A 22,399-nucleotide genomic window follows, 5' to 3' on the forward strand; every position below is an offset into this window, starting at 1 on the left:
CCATCCACAAGTTAGCTGCTGCTATCCGCAAATTAGGGCTTGTCAACCACAAGTAACCTAGCTTTCTATCATATTTTTTTCAACTGAAGCATTTTGTTCTAATTGAACAATCCTTGTAAATACCTTATAGTAGGCAAAGAATCCGAGAAAAGAGATAACCGCGCCGCTGAAAAAAGGCAATAGAAAGGTCATTTTCATCAAACTAATATACAAAATGACAATACTGATAATGGCAATCCCAAACGAAAGGATGGGGCTAGCAATCGATAAAATGAACACATTCTTTAATGCTTGTCCGAGTTTTGTTTCGGTATGAACGGTATGGGCAAAAAAGAAAAGAGTAATGATGAACAGCCAAATCATTAGGAATAAAAATAGGTAACTGCCAAGGAAAATGCGGGAATGAAAATAATAATAATCAACGCCAACAATCGCCCAAAGAACAGTCAGAATCAATCCCCCGATGAGGCTCCTCTTATAATTTTCCTTATAGTATTTCCAAAAGAATCGAATAATTGGCACTTCTTCTTTCATAACCCATTTCCTGACAATGCCAAACATAGCCGTAGTCGCAGGAAATAAAATAAATGGTGCCAGCACGGTAATGGTCATAATTAACATGGATATTTGCGACAACTCTTTAACTGTAAATAAAGATAATACTAGGTAAGCAATCGGGAAGTTAAACAAAACCCATAACAGATTGGTGCCGGCAAGCTTTGTAATCCACTCAAAAACGGGATTTAAACGTTCTAAAATATTGTTCATTTTTATCAACTCCAGACCATTCTTGTTGAGAGGTAATTAGGTAATTAACACCTATGTAAACTCTTTCATTATAACATAAATTAAAGTCGAAAAGTGTACCTTGATGAAACAAACGAGGTGTTTTTTACAAGAATTACAAAGTTAAAGAGCCTTTTATGGAGATCATAAAAAGGCTCTTTATACTAATTTTGATATAGATAGTAATCCTGAGAATGGTAGCTTCTAAATCCACATGATTCATAGAGCTTTAGGGCATTCGCATTTTTCGCCTCGACCTCGAGGAAAATAGACAAGCCTTTTTGATCCTCCAATTTAACAACCCTTGATAAAGCCTTTCTGCCAATTCCTTTCCCCTGTAGTTCAGGAAATACCGCAAACCCATAAATCCAAGCTTCACCATCTGATTCAGCCACGCGCATTTTTCCGGCAACTCTGCCGTCTGCTTCAATGATGAAATTTTCCTCAAAGTGGTTTTCTCTGAGTTTCAGATTAAACTCCCGTGATTCTTCCTCCGCAAATCCAAAGGCCAAGACTTCAAGCTGTACTTCAGTTTCAAAATCCTCCGTTGTGGTAGAAGGTCTTAGGGTAACAGCAGGGTCTTCGATTAAATTTGTTTTCTGCCATTTCATTTGATATTCGGCTACTGAAAAGGTACAAGGAAGATTCTTTAAAAACTCCTTTGCCGATAAGGAATCAGTAGGGGCATTTAATAGAATTGTCTGGATGTTTCGTTTCTTTGTTTCCTCAAGACCCATTTCTAGCAATTTAGAAAAAATACCTCTTCTGCGGTAATCTGGGTGAACCATCCCGCAAAGCTCTACTTTATTGCCAAACCCATAGCTGCCAAGAAAACCGACAAGTTTACCTTCCTCATAATGAAAGAAGTCCTCCTTTTTCATTCCGTTTCTATTTTCTAGCATGTCAAAATTAAGTTTTAGCTGGAATCCGCCGTCTTGCTCACACACCTCTTGAAGTGCTTTTATAGAAGCTAATTCGTCTTTTGTTAACATGTTATCACCTCTATTCGTAATCCTCTCATTCTATTCTTTTCTTAATTGCTTTTTTCCTTCTTTGGTTGTCAAATAACGTAAATGTATCTTTTTTCATTTTTTCTGAAAGAACGCCTTAATTTCTTTTATTAAGGCTGTTTTCGTAAACTTTGTTATTTTTTATAGAATTTAAGAACTATGTTAATATAGGATAAATAAATGTATTTTTTTACAATTAATTAAATATTTGGATGTGTTAAATTAAAAGATCATAACTAATACAGGGATGAATACGTCAATAGTAACTGACAAAAGGTTGTAAAGATAACAAAGGGGGAAACGCATTTATGATCCCAACAAAAGTTGATTCCATTTCAACCACTACGATAAGAGAAAAAGGCTTGGAATCCATCGTCGATTGGTTCGATCAGCATGAAAAATCGTTCTATACACTTGGTTGGTCCTATCTTATGAATCAGCAGCAAATAGAAGAGCTTTTTTATCAGTCTATTAAAAAGGTCCAAAAGGAGTTGCCACGATATAAAAAAGAGACATCAGTCGAAACGTGGGTTACCTCCATATTTATATCTATCTGCCGGGAGCTTTCTCATAATAGAAAATTACCAGATTCAGAGGAAAATCAACCACGTCAGGATTTATTTAAAGCACTTGATCGATTGAAACTGTCCGAGAAAGAAGCAATTCTCCTTACATATGTAAAAGGACTCTCTAAGGAGGAGGTTGCACATCTTCTCCAAGTTCCAGTGATAAAGGTTAAAGAGCTCTTGTTTTCCGGTATTCAGTCAATTAGAAAAGAACTTGGATATGGATCAACCTTTAATGGCTGTAAGGAGTATCATAAGGATTACATCGATTACTTAGAAAGAACCCTAGATCGGTCGAAAAAGATTGATTTAGAGATCCATATTTATCATTGTCGAGAATGTCAGGAGGATTTGGCAACCTTTCAAGATGTCATGTTAACCATGTTAGATCTTACTGAAACATTTCAAGATTTACATGTGCCATCTGGTTTAATGGAGAACGTCAAAGCTAAGCTGGCAGAAGAGGAAAAGCAAAGGAAACAGAAGAATAAGAAACGTAAAAGGAAGGGACTTATTTTTGCAAGCTTATTCGCATTATTAATGGGTATAGGTTATTTTACGGGGGTGTTTACCAACCGCTACTATTCGTGGAAAGAAAAAGATCAGCAATTAAGTGGCTTTCTTCAACAGGGTCTGGGTGAAAGGCTGAACTTGGAAGCAGAAAGCAATGGGGTGAAAATTAAAATCAGGGGTGCGATTGCTGATGATATTCAAACGATTATTTTTTATGAAATAGAGGGTACAAATAAAGACAGTCAATATGTGTTGAATTATGATGATGGGGTTTACGTAGAGAACAAAAATGAAATCATGAGCAGAGAAGCATATCTAGGGTACGATCCTCCAAACCTTGAGTCTGATGTAAATCCACAAGAAAAGAATGTGTATCGGGGGAAGATAAGTCTGCTGCCACTCTCTAAAGATAACGGGACAATTAAACTGCAGATCACAAAAATTCAGAAATTGGATCGTAATTCTACTGATCAGGAAATGGAATATGAAACAGGGGAATGGAACTTCGAGATTCCTGTTACAAAAGAACCCTCCGTCGAATATGCATTGGATGAAAAAACAGAAGTCGAGGGAATCCCGGTACGATTTGATAAACTAACCATTGCTCCTACCACTACGCTTTTGCAATATAGTATTAATAATAGTCAGTCAAAAAAACGGATAGAAACTCTCAATATTGACTATCTAGAAGTGAACAATAAGAAAGCGAAACCTAATTTTGCCGGCGGCTCTTATTCAGATATACCACAAGATATGAATTGGACTACTATTCAAACCAACTTTGAACCTCTTTTGGGAGAGAATCCAAAAGAGGTTAACGTTAAACTCGGTTCTATTTATTTATCTTTTGAAGACAAAAAAAACATCGAACTGGATGCTTCTCAGGAATATCCTCAAACCTTTGACTATGCAGGCAGTACAATCTCCATCGACAAGGTGGAAGTTGGAAAGCCGACGATTGTTGCCATCAGCAATCATGAAATTGAGAATCGTTCATATGAGTCGCTTCAATTACGAATTGTGGATGAGAGTGAAATGGAAGCTAGTTCAATGGAGATGAATACTGAAGGAGTGTTCGTTGATAAAAACGGGGCGGTATACGATAACGATACGACTGTCCCATACGATGAAATCAAGCAGCCCCGTTATTTCTTTACCGTTTTAAATATGAAGTTAGACAATGAAAGCACTGGAGAAAAAGTCATTCCTAAAAGGCTGGAGATTTTTGGATATAATACAACAAAATATTTGGAAGACGTTGTGAAGATTTCGTTGCAATAAATATTTCAGTTATTCATGACATAGGGACGGGCTAGTCCAATTAAATTGATAGACAAGGAGCCTGTCCCTGGTTCCTGAACGTAGTGGGATGACTCCTCACGAACTTTCGATAGTTTTATAATTAATAGTAAACATTTCTTTTAGTAATTCTTCAAGTACATTATCAATAAACGACTCATTCCCAGCTTTAAGCCAATCATCAGGAATAATACGATAACGGCAATTACCGCTTTTTAAATAACTGTAAATAATTTGCGCCTCATCAAGTTCATCTTTACTGACTACAATGGAAGAGCAGGGATGGGTCTTTTTAAAATAGGTTAATAGGTTATTCTTTATGTTCCCTTGCTTTTGGTGGTTATTTAGTTTTTCTCGATATAAAATTTTGTTCCCCCTAATTAGAAAAAGTTTGTACGTAGACTCAGTTATGGATTCAACGCCGACAATATTTTGATTTTCCTCAGTAAATTCGATGACTTGCTCTTTATTAAGGAGTGTGTTTATCGAATCAAGGATATTCCGATATTTTGCCGCCAGTTCAAACTGGAATTGTTCGGATGCAGCTAACATCCTCTGCTCGATTTCCTCCAGTATTTCTGTGTCCGTCCTATTCAACAATGCAATGATTTTGTCTAATATTCGATTATATTGTTCTAAAGCGGAACCTCCAAGACACATTCCGATACACAATCCTAAAGAGTAATTTAAACACGGTCCATGATTCATGGATGGATTGCTGCAGCAAATTTTAAAAGCTTCTTTTATTCCAACGATAGCTCTTTCGACGGTGTGCTTGTTTATATAGGGTCCGAAATATAGATTCCCGTCATTTTTAACCAAGGAGTGGGCCATTTCCAAGACCCGCTTTTCTTCAACTATTTTTATAACGAGATAAGTATAGGATCGGGGACTTTTCATTTTTTTGTTAAAATGAGGCTTTAATTCCTTGATTAGTTTACATTCGAGCAGAAAAGCTTCGAACTCCGTGTCCGTAAGAACATAGTCAAAATCGTTAAGGTTAGCCACCATCTTTTTAATTTTTTGAGGATGGGCTTTTGATTGTTGAAAATATGACTTTACTCGCCTCTTTAGGTTTTTGGCCTTACCCACATAAATGATATGGCCAAGGGAGTCCTTCATCAAATATACACCAGGAGTAAGCGGCAGAGACGTTACCTTTTCTTTTAGTTTCATAGTGTGTTCACTCACCAAATAATAATAGATAGTTTTATTTTAGCACATGAAGGGATTATCTAGGAGAGTGCTTATATAGATAAACAAGCAGAATTAACATCACAATGTCTAAACGAGCTTGAAAAGCAAATGGAAGGAAACCGGTGTGCAACAAGGGAAACTTTGTTAATAGAAGGGCTACGACCATGATGCCAATTAGAGGTACGACCGCATTTTTAACAGATTTATTGATTAATATTAAAATCCCGCAAACCATTTCTAGGAAAATGACTAGCTTTAACATTTGCTGAGGATAGGGCAGTCCTAATCCAAGAAAATGGTTCGCTAATTCAGAACTCATTAATTTCATAAGTGCAGAGGTTATAAAAACATAGGCCACTGCATATCTGATTAAGTTATTTGCTGTTAAATACGTTTTCATGAAAAATCCCCCTTCGTACATCTTTATGTATGATGAGGGACTGACCATTACAAAAACACCAAAGAAAATTAGGAGTGTAGAGGCAGAAAAATAAAAAACCACTTGGCGTGGTTTTTTAATCGCGCAATGATCCTGCCTCCCGGGAAGTAATTGCACCTTGTCCTTGGCTTACATCTTTTTGAATTTCTTGTTTTACTTTTTGTGCATCAGTTCCAGCAAATTCTGGATTCATAATCGAACCGGAGCCCAAATTCTCTTTAGCTTGTTGATCCTGTTGCATACTAGACCTCCTCGAATTTTGTTTACAATCTTATTATTAGAACCAATAAATAGGGAAAAATAATAACAACTTATTTTTGGGTTGATTTTATTCTTCCTCATTTCTAGATATGTTCTCCTGTTTCAGCTTCAAATATAGCTATATTTTTCTTTCCTTCCTGAGAAACATGATAAAGACATATACTTGTCGCTTGGGATGAACTTCAGCTCCACCTATTCTGACTTCGCCATATGGATCTATGCGGGCTAATACCTTATTTACATTTTCATAACTGGTGATTTCACGAATGTTCAACTTTGAATTTTTATATTCGGAGTATTCGTTTTTATCCAGTGACTGATAAAAAGAATCCGCTTCTTTAAACGTCTTATCTGAATTATCCTCGTAATAAAGAAGTGAATGAAGTTAAGATTCTTTATCTAGACAAAAAGGCTTTGGAAAAATGACTATTTAGGGAGGTTTAGGAAGGGGTGAGGGAGCCTAGAGTTTTTTTGAAGATATGATAGCCGCTAAAGTTAAAGTGGAAAAATACATCAAGGGCATATCTTATAATCAATTTATAGAGAATGATTTAGTTTCTGCTGCAGTTATAAAAAATATTTTAGTTAGTATAGACATGGTAAGTTAGTAAGGAATGTGTTAATATGAAATTCCTTGGCAGGGGCATCAAAAATATATGGAGGAAGCAGGGGGACAGGGTCCAAATTCCCTGCTTCTTTTTATATTCTAAACTAAAGACCGATGGTAAATGGTCTTTTTCTTTATATACAGATCATTAGTTCTTGTATAATAAGAATGAGGTACTGATTGTATGATGAAAGAAATACCAAGGGTTAATATTAAAATTCCTAATACATAAAAAACATATTTCACTTTACTCGACCTCTTATCCTTACTTTTTTGTTGCAAGTGCAACAAATTAGGTTGAATTTAATTTACATCCTTTTTTATTGCATTTGCAACAAAGTATGTACAAAGGAGTTAATTATGAAGGGAATTCTTCGTGAAATTGGAATGATAGCAAGGTCATTGATTCCTTAAGTAATATAGAGTTTTGAAAGGTGGAATCATTATGTATATACCTAAACATTTTAAAATTGATGATGAATGCACGTTTTATAATTTTATTGAAAAGTATAGCTTTGCAACTTTATTTTCACAGTATAACGGAGAACCCTACGCTACTCATCTTCCACTGATCTTAAATAAATCTGAAAATGCTTTATATGGTCATTTTGCACGTCCGAACGAACAATGGAGGGATGCTGAAAACCAACAAGTTCTTGTGGTTTTCCAAGGTCCAAACTGTTATATTTCACCTTCTTGGTACGAATCAATGAAAGCAGTGGGGTAAAAAACTTTAATTGACACACAAGCAATTATTTTCTAACTGAAGAAGGAGTTTTTCTAAAAAAACTCCTTCTAAGAAGCTGTTGTCTCAAAAGAATCTTTTATTAAATCAAAAAGCTCTTTCTATATTTATTGGAAATAAATTTTTGCAGTCTAAGCGCAAAAATAAAAAACGTAGTGCCAATAAATTTTGCATATTGTTTTCACCATCGTTAATAAATACGTGTTTTTAATATTGGCACAGTAATTGCATGTTTATAAGTGAAAAATATATTTTGGATAAGTGTGCAAGATTATCCATATTTGAGAGGGGTGACAGGAGAAATTCTTTGCATTTATAAGAAAACAAAACAAATGAATTGAAATGAAATGATTCATAATCATCAAAGGGGGATTATCAATGAGTACAGGTACGGATCGTGTAAAAAGAGGCATGGCTGAAATGCAAAAGGGCGGCGTCATAATGGATGTTGTGAATGCTGAGCAAGCAAAAATAGCAGAGGAAGCAGGAGCGGTAGCTGTAATGGCATTGGAGCGCGTACCTTCTGATATCCGTGCAGCTGGCGGAGTAGCAAGAATGGCAGATCCACGAATTACAGAAGAAGTTATGAAGGCAGTTTCCATTCCGGTTATGGCAAAAGCACGTATCGGACACATCGTTGAAGCCCGGGTGCTTGAAGCTATGGGCGTTGATTATATTGATGAGAGCGAAGTTTTAACACCGGCTGATGAAGAATACCATCTAAATAAAAAAGTTTACACTGTTCCATTTGTTTGTGGCTGCCGTGATCTAGGCGAAGCAGCTCGCCGTATTGGTGAAGGTGCATCCATGCTTCGTACAAAAGGAGAGCCGGGAACTGGTAATATCGTAGAAGCAGTTCGTCATATCCGTAAGGTAAATGCACAAGTAAGTAAAGTCGTTTCAATGAGTGAAGATGAATTGATGACAGAGGCTAAGTTACTAGGAGCTCCATATGAACTTCTTGTCGAGATTAAGCAGCTTGGGCGCCTACCTGTAGTAAACTTTGCAGCTGGTGGAGTAGCAACTCCTGCTGATGCTGCACTTATGATGCAGTTAGGTGCTGATGGTGTATTTGTTGGTTCCGGAATCTTTAAATCTGATAACCCAGCAAAATTCGCTAGAGCTATCGTGGAAGCAACAACCCACTACCAGGACTATCACCTAATTGCAGAGATTTCAAAAAATCTTGGAATTGCAATGAAAGGTATTGAGATCTCAACTCTGTCTCCTGAAGCGCGTATGCAGGAACGTGGTTGGTAAAAAATTTTTAATCTTTGTGGAAGGTTCTTGTCAGTAAGAGATAATAATTTATATATTATTATAGTTTTTAAAAATAGTCGTAAACCGTTTCCAGATATTGAAAGCGCTTTAACATATTTGAAAATTTAGAATATTATTATTGACATTGTTTTTTCTGACCCGTATACTCGTGTTAGAAATATGATCAGTTGGTTTTTGAAAGGAGGATTAGGGGCATGCAAACACTGGAAACAGTGATTGTTACAGGATATGCAAAGGCTCCACAGGGTACTTCCATGTATGAAATGTATAAGCATGCGGGAATTGTACTCGAAGTGGAACTGAAAGAGCATAAAATTATCGGCGCCGAATTTACATTCGTAACAGAACTAACGAAAAACTATTTTCAAAAACTACTGATTGGTTACTGTCTTCGAGACGGTGTTGAGCCGCTGATAGAACGAATTCAAAGCTTTTATTTTGCTCCATCCCAGCAAGCGATCATTGTGGCCTTACAGGCGGCAGTACAACGTTATTGGGATAACATAAAGCAAAAGAATACATAACGTTTGGTTATAATAAAGTGGGAAGATGACCTCTTTCCATGGTCTTATTAAAACCGGGCAAACATGAACACTTTGTAAGGAATGTTCTTTAGAACGCATTCTTTATGGAGGATTTATGTTTTGTCCGGTTTTTTATTTTTCCAAACCGTTAAAACACACAAATAGCCAAGAGGAGGAAGGGAAAAGGATGAGCAAGCTGATTACATGCGCTGAAGCTGTAAAAATGGTTAAAAGCGGCTCACGGATTATGGTAGGAGGATTTGGACTTGTAGGATGTCCACTCAGTTTAATTGACGCTTTGGCTCAAGAAGACGTGAAAGACTTAGAGATTATTAGTAATAACCTTGGAGAGCCGGGGAGAGGTCTTGGAGTCTTAGTACGGCAAAAACAAGTGAAAAAGGCGATCGGTTCCTACTTTACCTCTAACCCTGAGGTCGTGAAAGCCTATCAGGATCAAGAATTGGAGGTAGAGCTTATCCCGCAGGGAACGATGTCTGAGGCTATCCGGGCGGGCGGTGCCGGTATCGGGGGATTTTATACACCGGTCAGTGTCGGAACGAAAATCGCCGAAACCAAAGAAGTGAGAGCCCTAAACGGTAAAAAATATGTGTTCCAGGAGCCAATTAAAGCCGATTTTGCTTTCATAAAAGCGAAAAAAGCGGATCAATTAGGAAATCTCATTTACAACCAATCAGCAAGAAACTTTAATCCAATGATGGCAACAGCTGCAAATGTTGTGATTGCAGAGGTTGACGAGATGGTGGAGGCAGGGGGAATTTCCCCTGAAGAAATTGTGACCCCTCATTTATACGTGGATTATATCGTTGTAAAGGAAGGGAACTAGCATGAATCCAAAACAATACATTGCTGCAAGGGCAGCGAATGAATTAAAGCCTGGCGATATCGTCAATTTGGGGATTGGGATTCCAACGCTGGTGGCTGATTATATTCCATCAGATGTCAAAGTGTTTTTACATTCGGAAAATGGCATTCTTGGAGTAGGTCCTTCTCCAGATCCGGAGCATACGGACCCAAATCTGGTCAATGCAGGGAAACTACCCGTTTCGGTATTAGAAGGAGCATCCTTTTTTGATAGCGCTTCCTCTTTTGCGATGATTCGCGGAGGGCATGTAAGTGTCTCTATTCTTGGTGCACTGCAAATCGATGCCAATGGTCGAATCGCTAATTGGGCCGTACCAGGAAAAGGTGTTCTGGGTGTTGGCGGGGCAATGGATTTATTGGAGGGCTCTAAGAAGGTGATTGTCACCACGAAGCATACAAATACCGAGGGGGGGGCAAAAATCGTCAAGGAATTAACCTATCCAATAACATCGGAACGAATAGTGGATTTAATTATTACTGATTTGGCGGTTTTTACAGTGAAGGCAGATGGACTTCATCTGATCGAGCTGTCCCCTGGGGTTTCCCTCAGGGAAGTGGAGCAGAAAACGGGAGCACCTTTCCATATTCCTGAGTTATTCAAAAACAGCAAAGAGGTGACCGTGTAGTGGTTGTCATTGTAAATGCCTTTCGTACTGCCATCGGAAGCTTTGGCGGGTCACTGGTGAATACTCGTCCAGAAGAGCTGGTTTCCCTGATTATGAAAAATAACCTTTCCGCTTCCGGTTACGGTGCCAATATTGTCGATGAAGTCATCGTCGGGCAAACAAAGCAGAGTGCCCATGCTCCGAATATCGCAAGGGTCGCTGCACTATTGGCCCATTTTCCTGAATCCCTTCCTGCTTATACGGTCCATCGGCAGTGCGGCTCGGGAATGCAGGCGGTCATAAACGGAGCTATGTCGATTTTGGCCGGCCAGGCGAGCGTTGTGTTAGCAGGAGGAGTTGAAAGTATGTCACAAGCTCCTCATTATTCGGTTGGGAATCGATTCGGACCAAAGATGGGAGATATCACATTGTACGATTCCAATACGGAAAGTCAGCCAAGATCCCAGCCGGAGGAGATATACGGCCGCTTCACGATGGGGCAAACAGCAGAATGGCTAGCTGAAAAATATAACATTAGCCGCCAGGAACAAGACGAATTTGCTTATATAAGCCAGCAGAAAGCGAAACGCGCCATTGAAATGGGTCGTTTTGAAGAAGAAATCATTCCTGTTCCGGTAAAGGAAGGAAAAACAGGGATCAGAAACTTTGCGACAGATGAGCACCCCAGATTAACGGAAATAGAAACACTTGGAACATTAAGGCCTGTGTTTCAAATGGATGGTACGGTAACAGCCGGAAATTCATCCGGAAGAAATGATGGTGGCTCGATGCTGCTGTTGATGTCGGAAGAAAAGGCGAAACAACTCGGAGTTGTCCCGATGGCAAGGATTCGTTCCTTTGCTGCAGCGGGTGTATCGCCAAAAGAAATGGGAATCGGTCCTGTTCCGGCATCCCAAATGGCATTGAAAAAGGCGGGGCTCCGTTTGGAAGATATCGATTTGATTGAATTAAATGAGGCATTCGCTGCGCAAAGTCTTGCCTGTTTACGAGAATGGGGCATAAAAGGAGACAACGTCAATGTAAATGGAGGAGCGATCGCCTTAGGGCATCCACTTGGATGCTCCGGTGCAAGGATCGTCACTACATTGTGTCATGAGCTTGATAAACAAAAGCGGCAATTTGGCCTTGCAACGATTTGTGTCGCGGGAGGATTAGGAATGGCTATGGTGGTGGAAAGATGGATGGAATAAAAAAAGACTACGTGTTTCATCGTGATTTAAAAAAGAAATATCCGATTATTACCCACGGTGCAGGCTCCTATCTCTTCGATGAAAACGGGAAAAAATATTTAGATGCTTGTTCGGGGGCAGTGGCAGCCAACTTGGGCCATGGAATATCGTCCATCGGAGAGGCCATGGCGGAACAAGCAAAAAAAGCAGCTTTCGTCCATACCATGCGTTTCGAGACAAAAGCACTCCATCAGCTGGCCGAAACAATCGGAAAAATGGCGCCGGACCATTTAAATAAAGTGTATTTTACAACCGGCGGTTCCGAAGCAAATGAAAGTGCACTGAAGTTGGCAAGGCAATATCATCGGGATGCCGGCAGACATCAAAAACATATTGTCATAGGGAGATGGCAGTCGTACCACGGTAACACGATTGGTTCTTTATCAGCAGGAGGGGACGTCAAACGCAGGCATGCCTACACTCCTAATCTTTTAAACTATGCCCATGTCTATTCTCCGTACTGCCATCGATGTCCGTATGATCGTCAAAAGGATGATTGTCTTTCGAACCAAAACTGGACGTGCGTTACGGATATTGAAAGATCGATTTTAGAGCTTGGGCCAGAGAACGTGTCGGCGTTTATAGCCGAACCGATTGTCGGAAGCCAGCAAGGAGCTGTTCCGCCGCCGCTAGGGTATTTTAAGAAAGTTCGGGAGCTGTGTGACCGTTATCAAATTCTTTTAATTATTGATGAAGTGATGACTGGATTCGGTCGTACCGGCACCAACTTTGCGACAGAACAGATAGGGATCGTTCCGGATATCATTACTTTTGGAAAAGGGGTATCAGCGGGATATGCCCCGCTTGCCGGAATGATTGTTCATGATCGTGTAATCGATGGGCTCATTGAAAACAGCGACGGGAAATTCATTCACGGTTACACATATAGCGGGCATCCCGTAGCGGTTGCAGCCGGCCAAGCTGCATTGGACATATATAAGCAGGAATCGGTGCTGGAAAACGTCAAAAAACAAGGTCCTTACCTTTTCAACCGGCTTTTGGAGTTGAAGCAAAAACACGCTTTTATCTCTGATGTGCGCGGTAGAGGGCTTTTAATGGGTATCGAGCTTGTGAAGGATCGTGAACAGGATCTATTGTTCGACCCTGCTGAAAAAGCGGCTGAAAGATTGAATGGAATTGCCATGGATCTCGGTGCGGTTTTTTACCCCGGTTCCGGTTCGATTGACGGCACAAAGGGGGAACACCTTATCATTAGCCCTCCTTTAAATGTTACCAAAAAAGAAATGGATGAGATTGTAAGAATTCTAGATGAATCATTCACCATATTCAAGCTTCAATTAAGAAAGGATGAACTCTATGAAATTACAAAATAAAACAGCAGAAATCCAAGAAAAAGCAAAAAAACACTTATCACCGGTTATGACAAGGGTGACTGAGCTTGTCATTGAAAAAGCGCATGGCGCCAAATTTTGGACGATGGACGGAAAGGAATATATTGATTTCGTTTCAGGAGTCGCCGTCAACGCTGTAGGGCATACGAACAAAAAAATGGTCGAGGCGATTCAGAAGCAGGCAGAAGCCTTGATACATCTGGGATTGAATTATGGTTATTATGAAACGGCGGCAAATTTGGCAGAAAAGCTTGCTCACATCACTCCTGGAAATTTAGACACCGTCTTTTTCTCTAATTCTGGAGCTGAAGCAATTGATGGGGCTCTTAAACTGGCAAAAGCGGCAACAGGCAGACCAGCGATTATTGCTTTTGAAGGATCGTTTCATGGCCGCACATTAGGAGCAACAGCCATAACGGCCTCAAGCTCTAAATACCGCCGTTATTATGAACCGATTTTAGGAGAAGTGTACCATGCACCATATCCGTATCCGAGCCAGTTAAAAAACATTAGAGAAGAAGAAGTTGAAGAATATTGCTTGAATCAGCTTCAGAAATTGTTTGATTTACGCGTCGACCCTTCACGAGTAGCCGCGATCATCATTGAACCGGTAATGGGGGAAGGCGGCTATTATCCAGCACCGCCAAGCTTCTTGCAGGCGTTAAGAAAGATGACAGAGGAACACGGCATTTTGCTTATCTTTGATGAAGTACAAACAGGATTTGGCCGGACCGGTAAAATGTTCGCGGCAGAGCATGCGAATGTCACTCCTGATATTTTGGTACTGGCAAAAGCCCTTTCTGGCGGGATGCCTCTTGGTGCGATTGTGGCAAGCCGCGAGCTGCATGAAAAATGGCCGACGGCAGGTCACGGTTCGACATTTGGTGGAAATCCGGTTTCTTGTGCAGCGGCATTGGCAAACATCGAGGTTATTGAGGAAGAAAAGTTAGTCGAACGCAGTGCAAAACTAGGTGCGGAAATTGTGCGCAGGCTACAAAGCTCGATCGGTCATTTACCAGGTATTGTTGAAGTCCGTGGAGTCGGTATGATGATCGGCATTGAATTCGATTCGCAATCTGCTCCTTATTATGTACCTAAAATTAAATCAAAGGCACTGGAAAATGGTTTGCTTATTATGAACTGCGGTGTAAGCGGGCAAACAATCCGATTAATGCTGCCACTTAATATTGAAGAAGATGTGCTGAATATAGGATTAACGATTTTAGAAGATGTGATCACCGAAAGCATTTCAGGAAACTAATTTTCATTTCCACGGAATACCACAAAAGGAGGTCTAGCTTATGTCTAGCCAAATCAAAACAGATATTCTTCAGGGAGATCTTTATATAAATGGAGAATGGGTAACTGCGCCCGACCAATCGTATTTTAATAGTTTAAATCCTGCAACAGGTGAACTTGTTGGCATATGTGCGGCTGCTACAACAGAACAAGTGGATGATGCTGTCGAAATAGCGAATGATGCCTATTTAAAATGGAAGAACACCCCCATTCCAGAACGAGCGGCATATTTAACGAAAGCAGCTCAATTGTTTGAAAAGCGAAAAGACGAACTTGCTCGTGTCATGACAATGGAGATGGGCAAAGTACTGTCTGAGTCTATAGGTGAAGCAGGAGTCGTCATCGCAACTGCTCAGTACATGGCCGGTGAGGGACGACGCCTCTTTGGAGAAATAGTCCCTGCAGGTTTTCAGGACCGCAACGTAACAATGGTTCGTGAACCTCTTGGAGTTGTCGCGTGCATTACTCCTTGGAATTTTCCGGTTGCGCTTGCTTCCTACAAAATCTTTTCCGCCCTGATTGCTGGGAATACTGTCGTATGGAAGCCTGCCTCAGAGGTTGCCTTATCGGCAAAGATTTTTGTGGAAGTCTTGGATGAAGCTGGATTTCCTGCGGGGGTTGTTAACTTAATTACAGGTTCGGGAAGAATTGTGGGACAAAGACTTGCAGAGCATCCGGATGTGAAAGTTATTTCGTTTACGGGTTCAACTGAAGTCGGACAACAGCTGTGTGAAATGAGCAGTAAAACGTTAAAACGTATTTCATTGGAGCTCGGAGGAAAAAACGCCGTGATTGTCTTGAAGGATGCCGACTTGGGAAAAGCGGCAGACGGAATTGTGAAATCAGCGTTTACGACAACTGGCCAGCGCTGTACAGCAGCAAGCAGGGTAATCGTGGAGCGTCCGGTAAAGGAATTGCTTTTACAAAAAGTAGTGGAATTAACAAAGTCTATGAAAATAGGAAATGGTCTTGAAGAAGGGATACAAGTGGGCCCACTCGTAAATGAAGACCAGCTTCATATAGTTGAACAATATGTGAAAAAAGCGATCGAAGAAGGCGGGAAAATTGTATCAGGCGGTCAGCGTGTCAATGAATTGGGAGGTTATTATTATGAACCCACCATCATTGAAAATGTCAAACCGGAGGATACCATTGCACAGGAAGAAATATTTGGCCCTGTTCTTGCCATCATTGAAGTGGATTCATATGAAGAAGCCATAAGAGTAAATAACGGGACCATTTATGGGTTGTCGACTTCTATTTATACTCAAAGTCTGCACTTTGCAAACCGTGCTGCCAAGGAAGCGGTAAGCGGACTTGTCTATATTAATAACGGCACATCCAATGCTGAGATGGGCGTGGCATTTGGAGGAATGAAAATGTCCGGAAACGGTCACCGTGAAGTATCCCATCATGTATTTGATGTCATGACAGAGTGGAAGTCGATTTATATAAATTATTAATTTTCAAAACGGACAGGGAAGTTCAGGGAGACTATATTAATAACTTCATATATCCGAGGGGGGAGAATATGAAAGAACATCGTATCGGTATCGCATTCTTTTACCATGAATCCCACAGTTTTAGCCCAATAAAGACTGAAATCGAACAGTTTCGCCATGAAGGCTACTTTATTGGCAATGAAATTTATGATGCCTATACGGGCACGAAAACGGAAGTGGGCGGGTTTTTGGATGTATTGGAACAAGAAAAGGATGTCGAAATTGTACCTCTAGTGTGTGCGGCTGCGATTCCCTCCGGGGTCGTATCAATCGAAGCGTACTCGATTATCGAAAAACAAATGCTCGAGTCCATCCAACAGGCGGGAAGGCTAGACGGTTTATTGCTGGCATTGCATGGAGCAATGGTTGTGGAAGATCTCTTTGATCCGGAAGAGCATTTACTGGGTAAAATTCGGGAGTTTCTTGGACCGCGGATCCCGATTGCTACAACACTAGATATGCATGCCAATTTAAGTGGAAAAATGATTCATTACACACCACTACATTTTGGCTTTAAAACCTATCCCCATGTTGATATGTATGACCAAGGCGTTCATGCAGCAAAGGCTTTAATGAAGCAATTAAAGGAAGGGGTAAATTATTATGCTTCTTTTGAAAAATTGCCAATGATGCCCCCTTCTATCAATATGAGAACTTCAGAAGGGCCGATGCACAAAATGATCGAGTGGGCAAAACTTGCCGAACAGGAAGCAGGAATTGAAAATGTATCCGTATTTGGCGGCTTTCCTTATTCGGACATCCCCATGGTCGGTGCAAGTGTACTAGTTGTTTCGCTTGATCCGAAAAAAGGAGAAGAGACAGCCAAAAGCATGGCTTCCTTGTTCTGGAGTGTCAAAGAAGAATTTATCATCGATTTACCCAGTGTAAAGGAAGGGCTGGAATTGGCGCTATCTATTGAAGACGATCGTCCAGTCGTTCTGGCAGATATATCAGATAATCCTTTAAGCTGCGGGAGCGGCGATACAACAGAGCTTCTTCGGGAAATGGTAATGCTCGATATGCCGGACACATTGTTCGGAGGCCTCTACGATCCCAAATCGATCGAGCTTTGTCGTAACGCGGGAGTAGGAAAAAAGGTATGGTTGTCCCTTGGAGGGAAAGTGTCTCCTGAATTTGGAGAACCCGTTCAAGTGGAAGCAACGGTAATGGCTCTATCAGACGGAATATTTCAAAATACAGGCCCCTTCAATCAGCATTTAAAAGTTGATTTAAAGGGAGCGGCACACATCCGTGTTGGTCAGATGGATATCCTTCTGATTGGCAGGCCGATGTCAGCGAATGATCCTGTGATGTTTCGTCATATCGGGCTTGAGCCATCGACGAAGAAAATTCTCGCGCTCAAGGCTAAAAATCATTTTCGTGCAGCATTTGAACCAATTGTAGGCCGGATCATTTATGTGGATGCGCCCGGTGTTGCTTCCAATTGTTTATCAACATTTACGTATCGTAACATTCCTAAGTCAATTTGGCCGCTGGATGATATCGAATATGAAGTGGAACGGAGGGGGAAAGAACGATGGAAACAATGAAAAAAACCTATTATATCGAAGTACCGGCTGCATTGAAGCCGGACCAGCTGACAATGATGATGGAGCTTGAGAAAGATGCATTTCCGGGATTTGGGGCAGTAGATGAACAAACACTTGTCCCGCTTACACGTTATGGGAAACTCATTCAATATCGGCAGGAAAGTGATCCAAGACCGATTGCGATTTGCGAAGTGATGAGAGCTTACCACGATATTCATAAAGCCTACATTTTTGGATTCTATGTCCGCTCTGATCAGCAAGGAAAAGGCATAGGGAAATTATTTTTACAGGAGATTTATCCAATTTTGAAGCAAGATGGATTTCAAAAAGTATGCTTAACGGTCAACGTGGAAAATAAGTCAGCTGTTAAGCTATATGAAAAAATGGGATTTGCTATAAAAGAGACGAGATTCGATGAATTTGGAGAAGGCGAAAATCGCTACTATATGGAATACTCCATTTCTTAATAATCAGAGAATTCATTAAAGGGGTCATAAAAAATCAACCAATTTAGGGGGAGTTTAATAATGAGAAACACTTTATTCAAACCGAAAAGACATTGGAAAGAAATCGAGCTTTGGAAGGATGTAACCGATGAGCAATGGAACGATTGGGTTTGGCAGCTGACGAATACAATCAAAAATTTAGAAGATTTAAAGAAAGTCGTTAACTTAACACCTGAGGAAGAGGAAGGCGTTAAAATCTCAACGAAAACAATTCCATTAAATATCACGCCATATTATGCATCACTTATGGATCAGGATGATTCAAGATGTCCGGTTAGAATGCAGTCTGTGCCGATTTCTCAGGAATTGCATAAAACAAAATATGATTTAGAAGATCCCCTTCACGAAGATGAGGATTCACCAGTACCAGGGTTAACCCATCGTTATCCTGATCGCGTGCTGTTCTTGGTAACAAATCAATGCTCCATGTACTGCCGTTACTGTACCAGAAGACGTTTTTCCGGACAAATTGGAATGGGCGTACCAAAGAAACAGTTAGACACAGCGATAAATTATATTGCATCAAATCCGCAAATCAGAGATGTGTTAATTTCCGGAGGAGACGGTCTCCTTATCAATGACAATATTTTAGAATATATATTAAAAAATTTACGTGAGGTTCCGCATGTTGAAATTATTCGCATCGGTACACGGGCACCTGTCGTGTTCCCGCAGCGAATTACCGAAAATCTTTGTAATATCTTGAAAAAGTATCATCCAGTTTGGCTAAATACACATTTCAATACATCCATAGAAATTACAGAAGAATCGAAGCGCGCTTGTGAAATGCTTGCAAACGCTGGTGTTCCGGTTGGTAACCAGGCGGTTATTTTAGCAGGGATCAATGACAGTGTTCCAATTATGAAACAGCTTATGCATGATCTTGTTAAAATTCGTGTTCGTCCATATTACATTTACCAATGCGATTTATCAGAGGGGATTGGCCATTTCCGTGCTCCAATCAGTAAAGGATTGGAAATCATGGAAGGACTTCGCGGCCATACATCGGGTTATGCCGTTCCGACATTTATCGTTGATGCCCCTGGAGGAGGCGGTAAAATTCCATTGCAGCCGAACTACATTATTTCTCAAAGCTCCAATAAAGTCGTATTACGAAACTTTGAAGGTGTCATTACCTCTTATCCTGAACCGCTAAACTATGTGGCAGGCAGTGCAGAAGATTATTATAAAAAGGTTTATCCTGAAGTATTTGAAAAGTTTGAAAGCAATGGTGTTCTGTCGCTTATTGATGATACGAAATTTAACTTGACCCCAGAAGGTTTGAAGCGTTTAGACCGCCGTAAAACGTACCGGGAAAATCCTGAGCATAGCTCTTTAAAGGATAAACGCGATAAACGTGACGAGTTAAAAGAGAAAAAGTTCCAGGCGCAAATGAGCAAGTACGAAATGGTGGGAGCAAAGGAGGAATAAAGTTGATTTGTCAATGGTGCGAATCCGAAACAGTACGTGAAACGAGCAACACAGTGTATTGGGAACTTCCCGATGGAACAAAAGTAATTGAAATTCAGGGCACACCGTCCATTCTATGCCTGGAATGTGGAATGAACTATCAATCAGATACGACGGTAAAAGAAATTGAGGATCAGCTATATTTGATTGATTCTTCCAAGCTTGAAAAAAGTATGAAGTATGAAACCCTAATGGCTGCTCCGCGCTTATTGAAGCGAAACTACTTTGATTTTTCCAAATAAATAGCGAGCCGTCTCCCGTTTTTCGATAACACCAGCAATGAACTTTTATTCTTATGGACAATTTATCCCTGTTATCTTCAAGAAAGGATAAATTGTCCATACAATCTGCAATAATAGATTCTTATAGTTAGATAGATTCTTAGTGTTTAAAATGGAAGGGAGACAAGACATGGAAGCAATCAAAAGCTATACAAATAAAAATCAGAAAAATCAAAATAATATAGAGGGCGAACAGCAAATTAAACGCAATTTAAAGGCACGTCACCTGACGATGATTGCTATTGGAGGATCAATCGGGACAGGGTTATTTTTAGCAACAGGGGCGTCCATTCAAACGGCTGGACCAGGTGGCGCGCTAATTGCGTATGGAGCTATTGGCATCATGGTCTACTTTTTGATGACAAGTCTCGGAGAAATGGCTACGTTAATACCGGTTTCGGGATCTTTTTCAACATATGCCAGCCGTTTTGTTGATCCGGCATTTGGTTTTGCGCTTGGTTGGAACTATTGGTTTAACTGGGCCGTTACACTTGCGGTTGAAATAGTTGCATCCGCTATTATAATGAAGTTTTGGTTTCCGGATGTACCGAGCATCCTATGGAGTGCACTTTTTTTAGGATTAATATTTTTATTGAATGCGTTGTCGGTTAAAAGTTACGGAGAATCCGAGTATTGGTTCTCCTTGATAAAAGTAGTGACAATCATTGTTTTCATTGGAGTCGGTTTGCTCACCATTTTCGGTATTCTGGGCGGGCAGTTTATCGGGTTTAAAAACTTTACTTTAGGCGATGCTCCGGTTCATGGTGGTCTTTTATCCATTTTAAGTATTTTTTTCATCGCAGGTTTTTCTTTCCAAGGCACGGAACTTGTCGGGATTGCTGCAGGAGAAAGTGAAGAGCCGGAGAAAAACGTACCAAAGGCGATTCGACAAGTATTCTGGCGTATTCTTTTGTTCTATATTATCGCGATTGCTGTCATTGGCCTTATTATTCCTTATACAAGCCCTAATCTGTTGGGCAGGGATGTCGATAGTATCGCTGTCAGCCCTTTTACCCTTGTATTTGAGAAAGTGGGCATTGCATTTGCGGCATCGGTGATGAATACGGTCATTTTGACATCGGTCTTATCGGCAGGGACTTCTGGTTTATATGCATCGACTCGAATGCTTTGGTCGATGGCAAAGGACGGACAGGCACCAAAATTTTTACAAAGAGTAAATAATCGCGGGATTCCAATGAATGCCCTTGTCACAACGACCATTATCGGAGGCTTGGCCTTTTTAAGTTCCATTTTTGGAGATCAAGTGTATACATGGTTATTAAATGCATCCGGTTTAACTGGATTTATTGCATGGATTGGAATTGCTGTCAGCCACTACCGTTTTAGAAAAGCATATATCGCCCAGGGCAAGGATATAAATGATTTGAAATTCAGAGCCAAATGGTTCCCATTCGGTCCGATTCTCGCTTTTGCCATTTGTGTCTTTGTCATTTTTGGCCAAAATTATCAAGCTTTTATAACTAGTGAGATTGATTGGTATGGAGTAGCCGTGTCTTATATTGGTTTACCGATCTTCTTGGCAGTATGGCTCGGGTATAAAGTAATCCATAAAACGAAGATCGTTCCACTAAAGGAATGTTCTTTTGAAGAGAAGTAGTCATAATAGAGATGCGTTATTCGTTTCACTCCGCAACTAATTATAGGCCTAGCTTTATTTTAGGCGGTAGTAGAATAGAAACTTCTATCCAAGAAGGGGAGAGTAGAGGTTGAGGGAAAACGGTCTAAAAAACGATCAAAAGACTGCCGATACCCCTTGATGTTACTCAAAATTATGGAGCTGATTTGACCACTGGTGTCCTCGACAGTCTTCAAAACTGCTTTGAGACCTGCGTGCCAGGTCTGGTAGGTTCGATTCCCACGCAGTCCCGCCAATAAGTCATACAGCTGCAAGGGATTATGAGAGTTTTAGCCTTTGCATTGCATTATACTTACATAGGGACTTCCCGTTCAGTTTTCTGCCAGTTTCACGAAAGAGTGTTTGAAACTCAAGTGCAAAACTGGTTGTGGAAGGAGTTGTCGCCCTCTATTTGAATTAAAAAAAAGTAATTATATTCCGAAAACATGTACAATGGATTAACTTCTATATATAATAGCTTTAGCATAAAAAAATAGATTTCATAAACAGGTGCTAAAATCGTTAAAGATTATTTTAGCTTAATAGGGAAGTTGGTTGAAAGCCAACGCGGTCCCGCCACTGTAAATGGGAGTATCCTATATTTGCCACTGTCGTAAGATGGGAAGGTATAGGAAGCGATGATCATGAGCCAGGAGACCTGCCTGTTTAATAAAGCCAAAAACCTACGAGGATAGGAATGTGTGGCATGCTGGACTCTTTACGTTTCGTATTAGAATCTATTCATACCAACATCTCCATGTCTTAATGGAGATGTTTTTTGTTTTCCAGCTATTTTTGGCAAGATTTATTTTCATTATGTTGCAAAATCAAAATCAGG

At 40.3% G+C, this 22,399-nt stretch carries 19 protein-coding genes, 1 tRNA gene, 2 pseudogenes and 1 riboswitch; of the genes and pseudogenes, 16 read left to right on the forward strand and 6 right to left on the reverse strand.

The genetic code is table 11. The features are described from left to right. Positions 1–57: 57 nt before the first annotated feature. Together COD92_RS08720 and COD92_RS08725 are read right to left on the reverse strand one after the other, a co-directional pair. Positions 58–768, reverse strand: coding sequence for a YesL family protein (locus tag COD92_RS08720; protein ID WP_098528256.1), 711 nt, complete (start codon positions 766–768; stop codon positions 58–60). Positions 769–950: 182 nt separating this feature from the next. Then, positions 951–1,778 (reverse strand): GNAT family N-acetyltransferase, encoded by an 828-nt coding sequence (locus COD92_RS08725; RefSeq protein WP_098528255.1) that lies wholly within the window; start codon positions 1,776–1,778, stop codon positions 951–953. 326 nt (positions 1,779–2,104) lie between these two features. Between COD92_RS08725 and COD92_RS08730 the strand changes: the two genes are divergently transcribed. Then, a complete protein-coding gene (locus COD92_RS08730; protein WP_098996188.1) occupies positions 2,105–4,156 on the forward strand; it encodes a DUF4179 domain-containing protein in 2,052 nt (683 codons plus the stop codon). 96 nt (positions 4,157–4,252) lie between these two features. Here the strand turns inward: COD92_RS08730 and COD92_RS08735 are convergent, their stop codons facing one another. The 4 genes and pseudogenes from COD92_RS08735 to COD92_RS32750 all read right to left on the reverse strand — a co-directional run. Continuing rightward, positions 4,253–5,350 (reverse strand): GIY-YIG nuclease family protein, encoded by a 1,098-nt coding sequence (locus COD92_RS08735; RefSeq protein WP_098528253.1) that lies wholly within the window; start codon positions 5,348–5,350, stop codon positions 4,253–4,255. Positions 5,351–5,405: 55 nt separating this feature from the next. Next, positions 5,406–5,771 (reverse strand): DoxX family protein, encoded by a 366-nt coding sequence (locus tag COD92_RS08740; protein WP_098528252.1) that lies wholly within the window; start codon positions 5,769–5,771, stop codon positions 5,406–5,408. 115 nt (positions 5,772–5,886) lie between these two features. Further along, positions 5,887–6,051, reverse strand: coding sequence for a hypothetical protein (locus COD92_RS31870; RefSeq protein ID WP_176541090.1), 165 nt, complete (start codon positions 6,049–6,051; stop codon positions 5,887–5,889). Positions 6,052–6,855: 804 nt separating this feature from the next. Next, positions 6,856–6,924: pseudogene (locus COD92_RS32750) on the reverse strand (YitT family protein); the annotation flags it as partial. A gap of 199 nt (positions 6,925–7,123) precedes the next feature. Between COD92_RS32750 and COD92_RS08745 the strand changes: the two are divergent. The 15 genes and pseudogenes from COD92_RS08745 to COD92_RS31875 form a co-directional block, all read left to right on the forward strand. Then, positions 7,124–7,399 (forward strand): annotated as a pseudogene (locus tag COD92_RS08745) (FMN-binding negative transcriptional regulator); the annotation flags it as partial. A gap of 402 nt (positions 7,400–7,801) precedes the next feature. Then, a complete protein-coding gene (gene pdxS, locus COD92_RS08750; RefSeq protein ID WP_098528251.1) occupies positions 7,802–8,683 on the forward strand; it encodes a pyridoxal 5'-phosphate synthase lyase subunit PdxS in 882 nt (293 codons plus the stop codon). Between the two features lie 215 nt (positions 8,684–8,898). Then, positions 8,899–9,228 (forward strand): DUF3870 domain-containing protein, encoded by a 330-nt coding sequence (locus COD92_RS08755; protein WP_098528250.1) that lies wholly within the window; start codon positions 8,899–8,901, stop codon positions 9,226–9,228. 187 nt (positions 9,229–9,415) lie between these two features. Beyond that, positions 9,416–10,072: a CoA transferase subunit A gene (locus tag COD92_RS08760; RefSeq protein WP_098528320.1), complete on the forward strand. Its 657-nt coding sequence runs from the start codon at positions 9,416–9,418 to the stop codon at positions 10,070–10,072. Between the two features lies 1 nt (position 10,073). Beyond that, positions 10,074–10,736 (forward strand): 3-oxoacid CoA-transferase subunit B, encoded by a 663-nt coding sequence (locus COD92_RS08765; RefSeq protein WP_098528249.1) that lies wholly within the window; start codon positions 10,074–10,076, stop codon positions 10,734–10,736. Then, a complete protein-coding gene (locus tag COD92_RS08770; protein ID WP_098528248.1) occupies positions 10,736–11,926 on the forward strand; it encodes a thiolase family protein in 1,191 nt (396 codons plus the stop codon). The genes COD92_RS08765 and COD92_RS08770 overlap by 1 nt, the downstream gene beginning before the upstream one ends. Continuing rightward, positions 11,914–13,299, forward strand: a complete 1,386-nt coding sequence (locus COD92_RS08775) for an aspartate aminotransferase family protein (RefSeq protein WP_098528247.1) — start codon at positions 11,914–11,916, stop codon at positions 13,297–13,299. Before COD92_RS08770 ends, COD92_RS08775 begins: the two co-directional genes overlap by 13 nt. After that, complete coding sequence (locus COD92_RS08780) at positions 13,283–14,578, forward strand: aspartate aminotransferase family protein (protein ID WP_098528246.1); 1,296 nt, start codon at positions 13,283–13,285, stop codon at positions 14,576–14,578. Before COD92_RS08775 ends, COD92_RS08780 begins: the two co-directional genes overlap by 17 nt. A 40-nt stretch (positions 14,579–14,618) precedes the next feature. Then, a complete protein-coding gene (locus tag COD92_RS08785; protein ID WP_098528245.1) occupies positions 14,619–16,079 on the forward strand; it encodes an aldehyde dehydrogenase family protein in 1,461 nt (486 codons plus the stop codon). Positions 16,080–16,147: 68 nt separating this feature from the next. Beyond that, positions 16,148–17,668 carry a M81 family metallopeptidase gene (locus COD92_RS08790; RefSeq protein WP_098528244.1) on the forward strand — a complete coding sequence of 507 codons (1,521 nt, stop codon included), beginning with the start codon at positions 16,148–16,150 and terminating at the stop codon, positions 17,666–17,668. Then, complete coding sequence (locus COD92_RS08795; protein WP_098528243.1) at positions 17,656–18,135, forward strand: GNAT family N-acetyltransferase; 480 nt, start codon at positions 17,656–17,658, stop codon at positions 18,133–18,135. The genes COD92_RS08790 and COD92_RS08795 overlap by 13 nt, the downstream gene beginning before the upstream one ends. A 60-nt stretch (positions 18,136–18,195) precedes the next feature. Next, positions 18,196–19,605: a lysine 2,3-aminomutase gene (gene kamA, locus COD92_RS08800; RefSeq protein WP_098528242.1), complete on the forward strand. Its 1,410-nt coding sequence runs from the start codon at positions 18,196–18,198 to the stop codon at positions 19,603–19,605. A gap of 2 nt (positions 19,606–19,607) precedes the next feature. Further along, positions 19,608–19,886 carry a YokU family protein gene (locus COD92_RS08805; RefSeq protein ID WP_098528241.1) on the forward strand — a complete coding sequence of 93 codons (279 nt, stop codon included), beginning with the start codon at positions 19,608–19,610 and terminating at the stop codon, positions 19,884–19,886. A 178-nt stretch (positions 19,887–20,064) separates the two neighbouring features. Continuing rightward, positions 20,065–21,543: an amino acid permease gene (locus COD92_RS08810; RefSeq protein WP_480254366.1), complete on the forward strand. Its 1,479-nt coding sequence runs from the start codon at positions 20,065–20,067 to the stop codon at positions 21,541–21,543. Between the two features lie 176 nt (positions 21,544–21,719). After that, positions 21,720–21,817: transfer RNA gene (locus COD92_RS31875), tRNA-Sec, on the forward strand. 235 nt (positions 21,818–22,052) lie between these two features. Continuing rightward, a riboswitch (cobalamin riboswitch) is annotated at positions 22,053–22,241 on the forward strand. Positions 22,242–22,399 lie beyond the last annotated feature (158 nt).

The organism is Bacillus sp. AFS037270, from assembly GCF_002585305.1.

Coding starts and splice junctions, on each gene's coding strand:
- COD92_RS08720 (WP_098528256.1), bottom strand. CDS start 768: ATGAACAATATTTTAGAACGTTTAAATCCCGTTTTTGAGTGGATTACA.
- COD92_RS08725 (WP_098528255.1), bottom strand. CDS start 1,778: ATGTTAACAAAAGACGAATTAGCTTCTATAAAAGCACTTCAAGAGGTG.
- COD92_RS08730 (WP_098996188.1), top strand. CDS start 2,105: ATGATCCCAACAAAAGTTGATTCCATTTCAACCACTACGATAAGAGAA.
- COD92_RS08735 (WP_098528253.1), bottom strand. CDS start 5,350: ATGAAACTAAAAGAAAAGGTAACGTCTCTGCCGCTTACTCCTGGTGTA.
- COD92_RS08740 (WP_098528252.1), bottom strand. CDS start 5,771: ATGAAAACGTATTTAACAGCAAATAACTTAATCAGATATGCAGTGGCC.
- COD92_RS31870 (WP_176541090.1), bottom strand. CDS start 6,051: ATGCAACAGGATCAACAAGCTAAAGAGAATTTGGGCTCCGGTTCGATT.
- pdxS (WP_098528251.1), top strand. CDS start 7,802: ATGAGTACAGGTACGGATCGTGTAAAAAGAGGCATGGCTGAAATGCAA.
- COD92_RS08755 (WP_098528250.1), top strand. CDS start 8,899: ATGCAAACACTGGAAACAGTGATTGTTACAGGATATGCAAAGGCTCCA.
- COD92_RS08760 (WP_098528320.1), top strand. CDS start 9,416: ATGAGCAAGCTGATTACATGCGCTGAAGCTGTAAAAATGGTTAAAAGC.
- COD92_RS08765 (WP_098528249.1), top strand. CDS start 10,074: ATGAATCCAAAACAATACATTGCTGCAAGGGCAGCGAATGAATTAAAG.
- COD92_RS08775 (WP_098528247.1), top strand. CDS start 11,914: ATGGATGGAATAAAAAAAGACTACGTGTTTCATCGTGATTTAAAAAAG.
- COD92_RS08780 (WP_098528246.1), top strand. CDS start 13,283: ATGAAATTACAAAATAAAACAGCAGAAATCCAAGAAAAAGCAAAAAAA.
- COD92_RS08785 (WP_098528245.1), top strand. CDS start 14,619: ATGTCTAGCCAAATCAAAACAGATATTCTTCAGGGAGATCTTTATATA.
- COD92_RS08790 (WP_098528244.1), top strand. CDS start 16,148: ATGAAAGAACATCGTATCGGTATCGCATTCTTTTACCATGAATCCCAC.
- COD92_RS08795 (WP_098528243.1), top strand. CDS start 17,656: ATGGAAACAATGAAAAAAACCTATTATATCGAAGTACCGGCTGCATTG.
- kamA (WP_098528242.1), top strand. CDS start 18,196: ATGAGAAACACTTTATTCAAACCGAAAAGACATTGGAAAGAAATCGAG.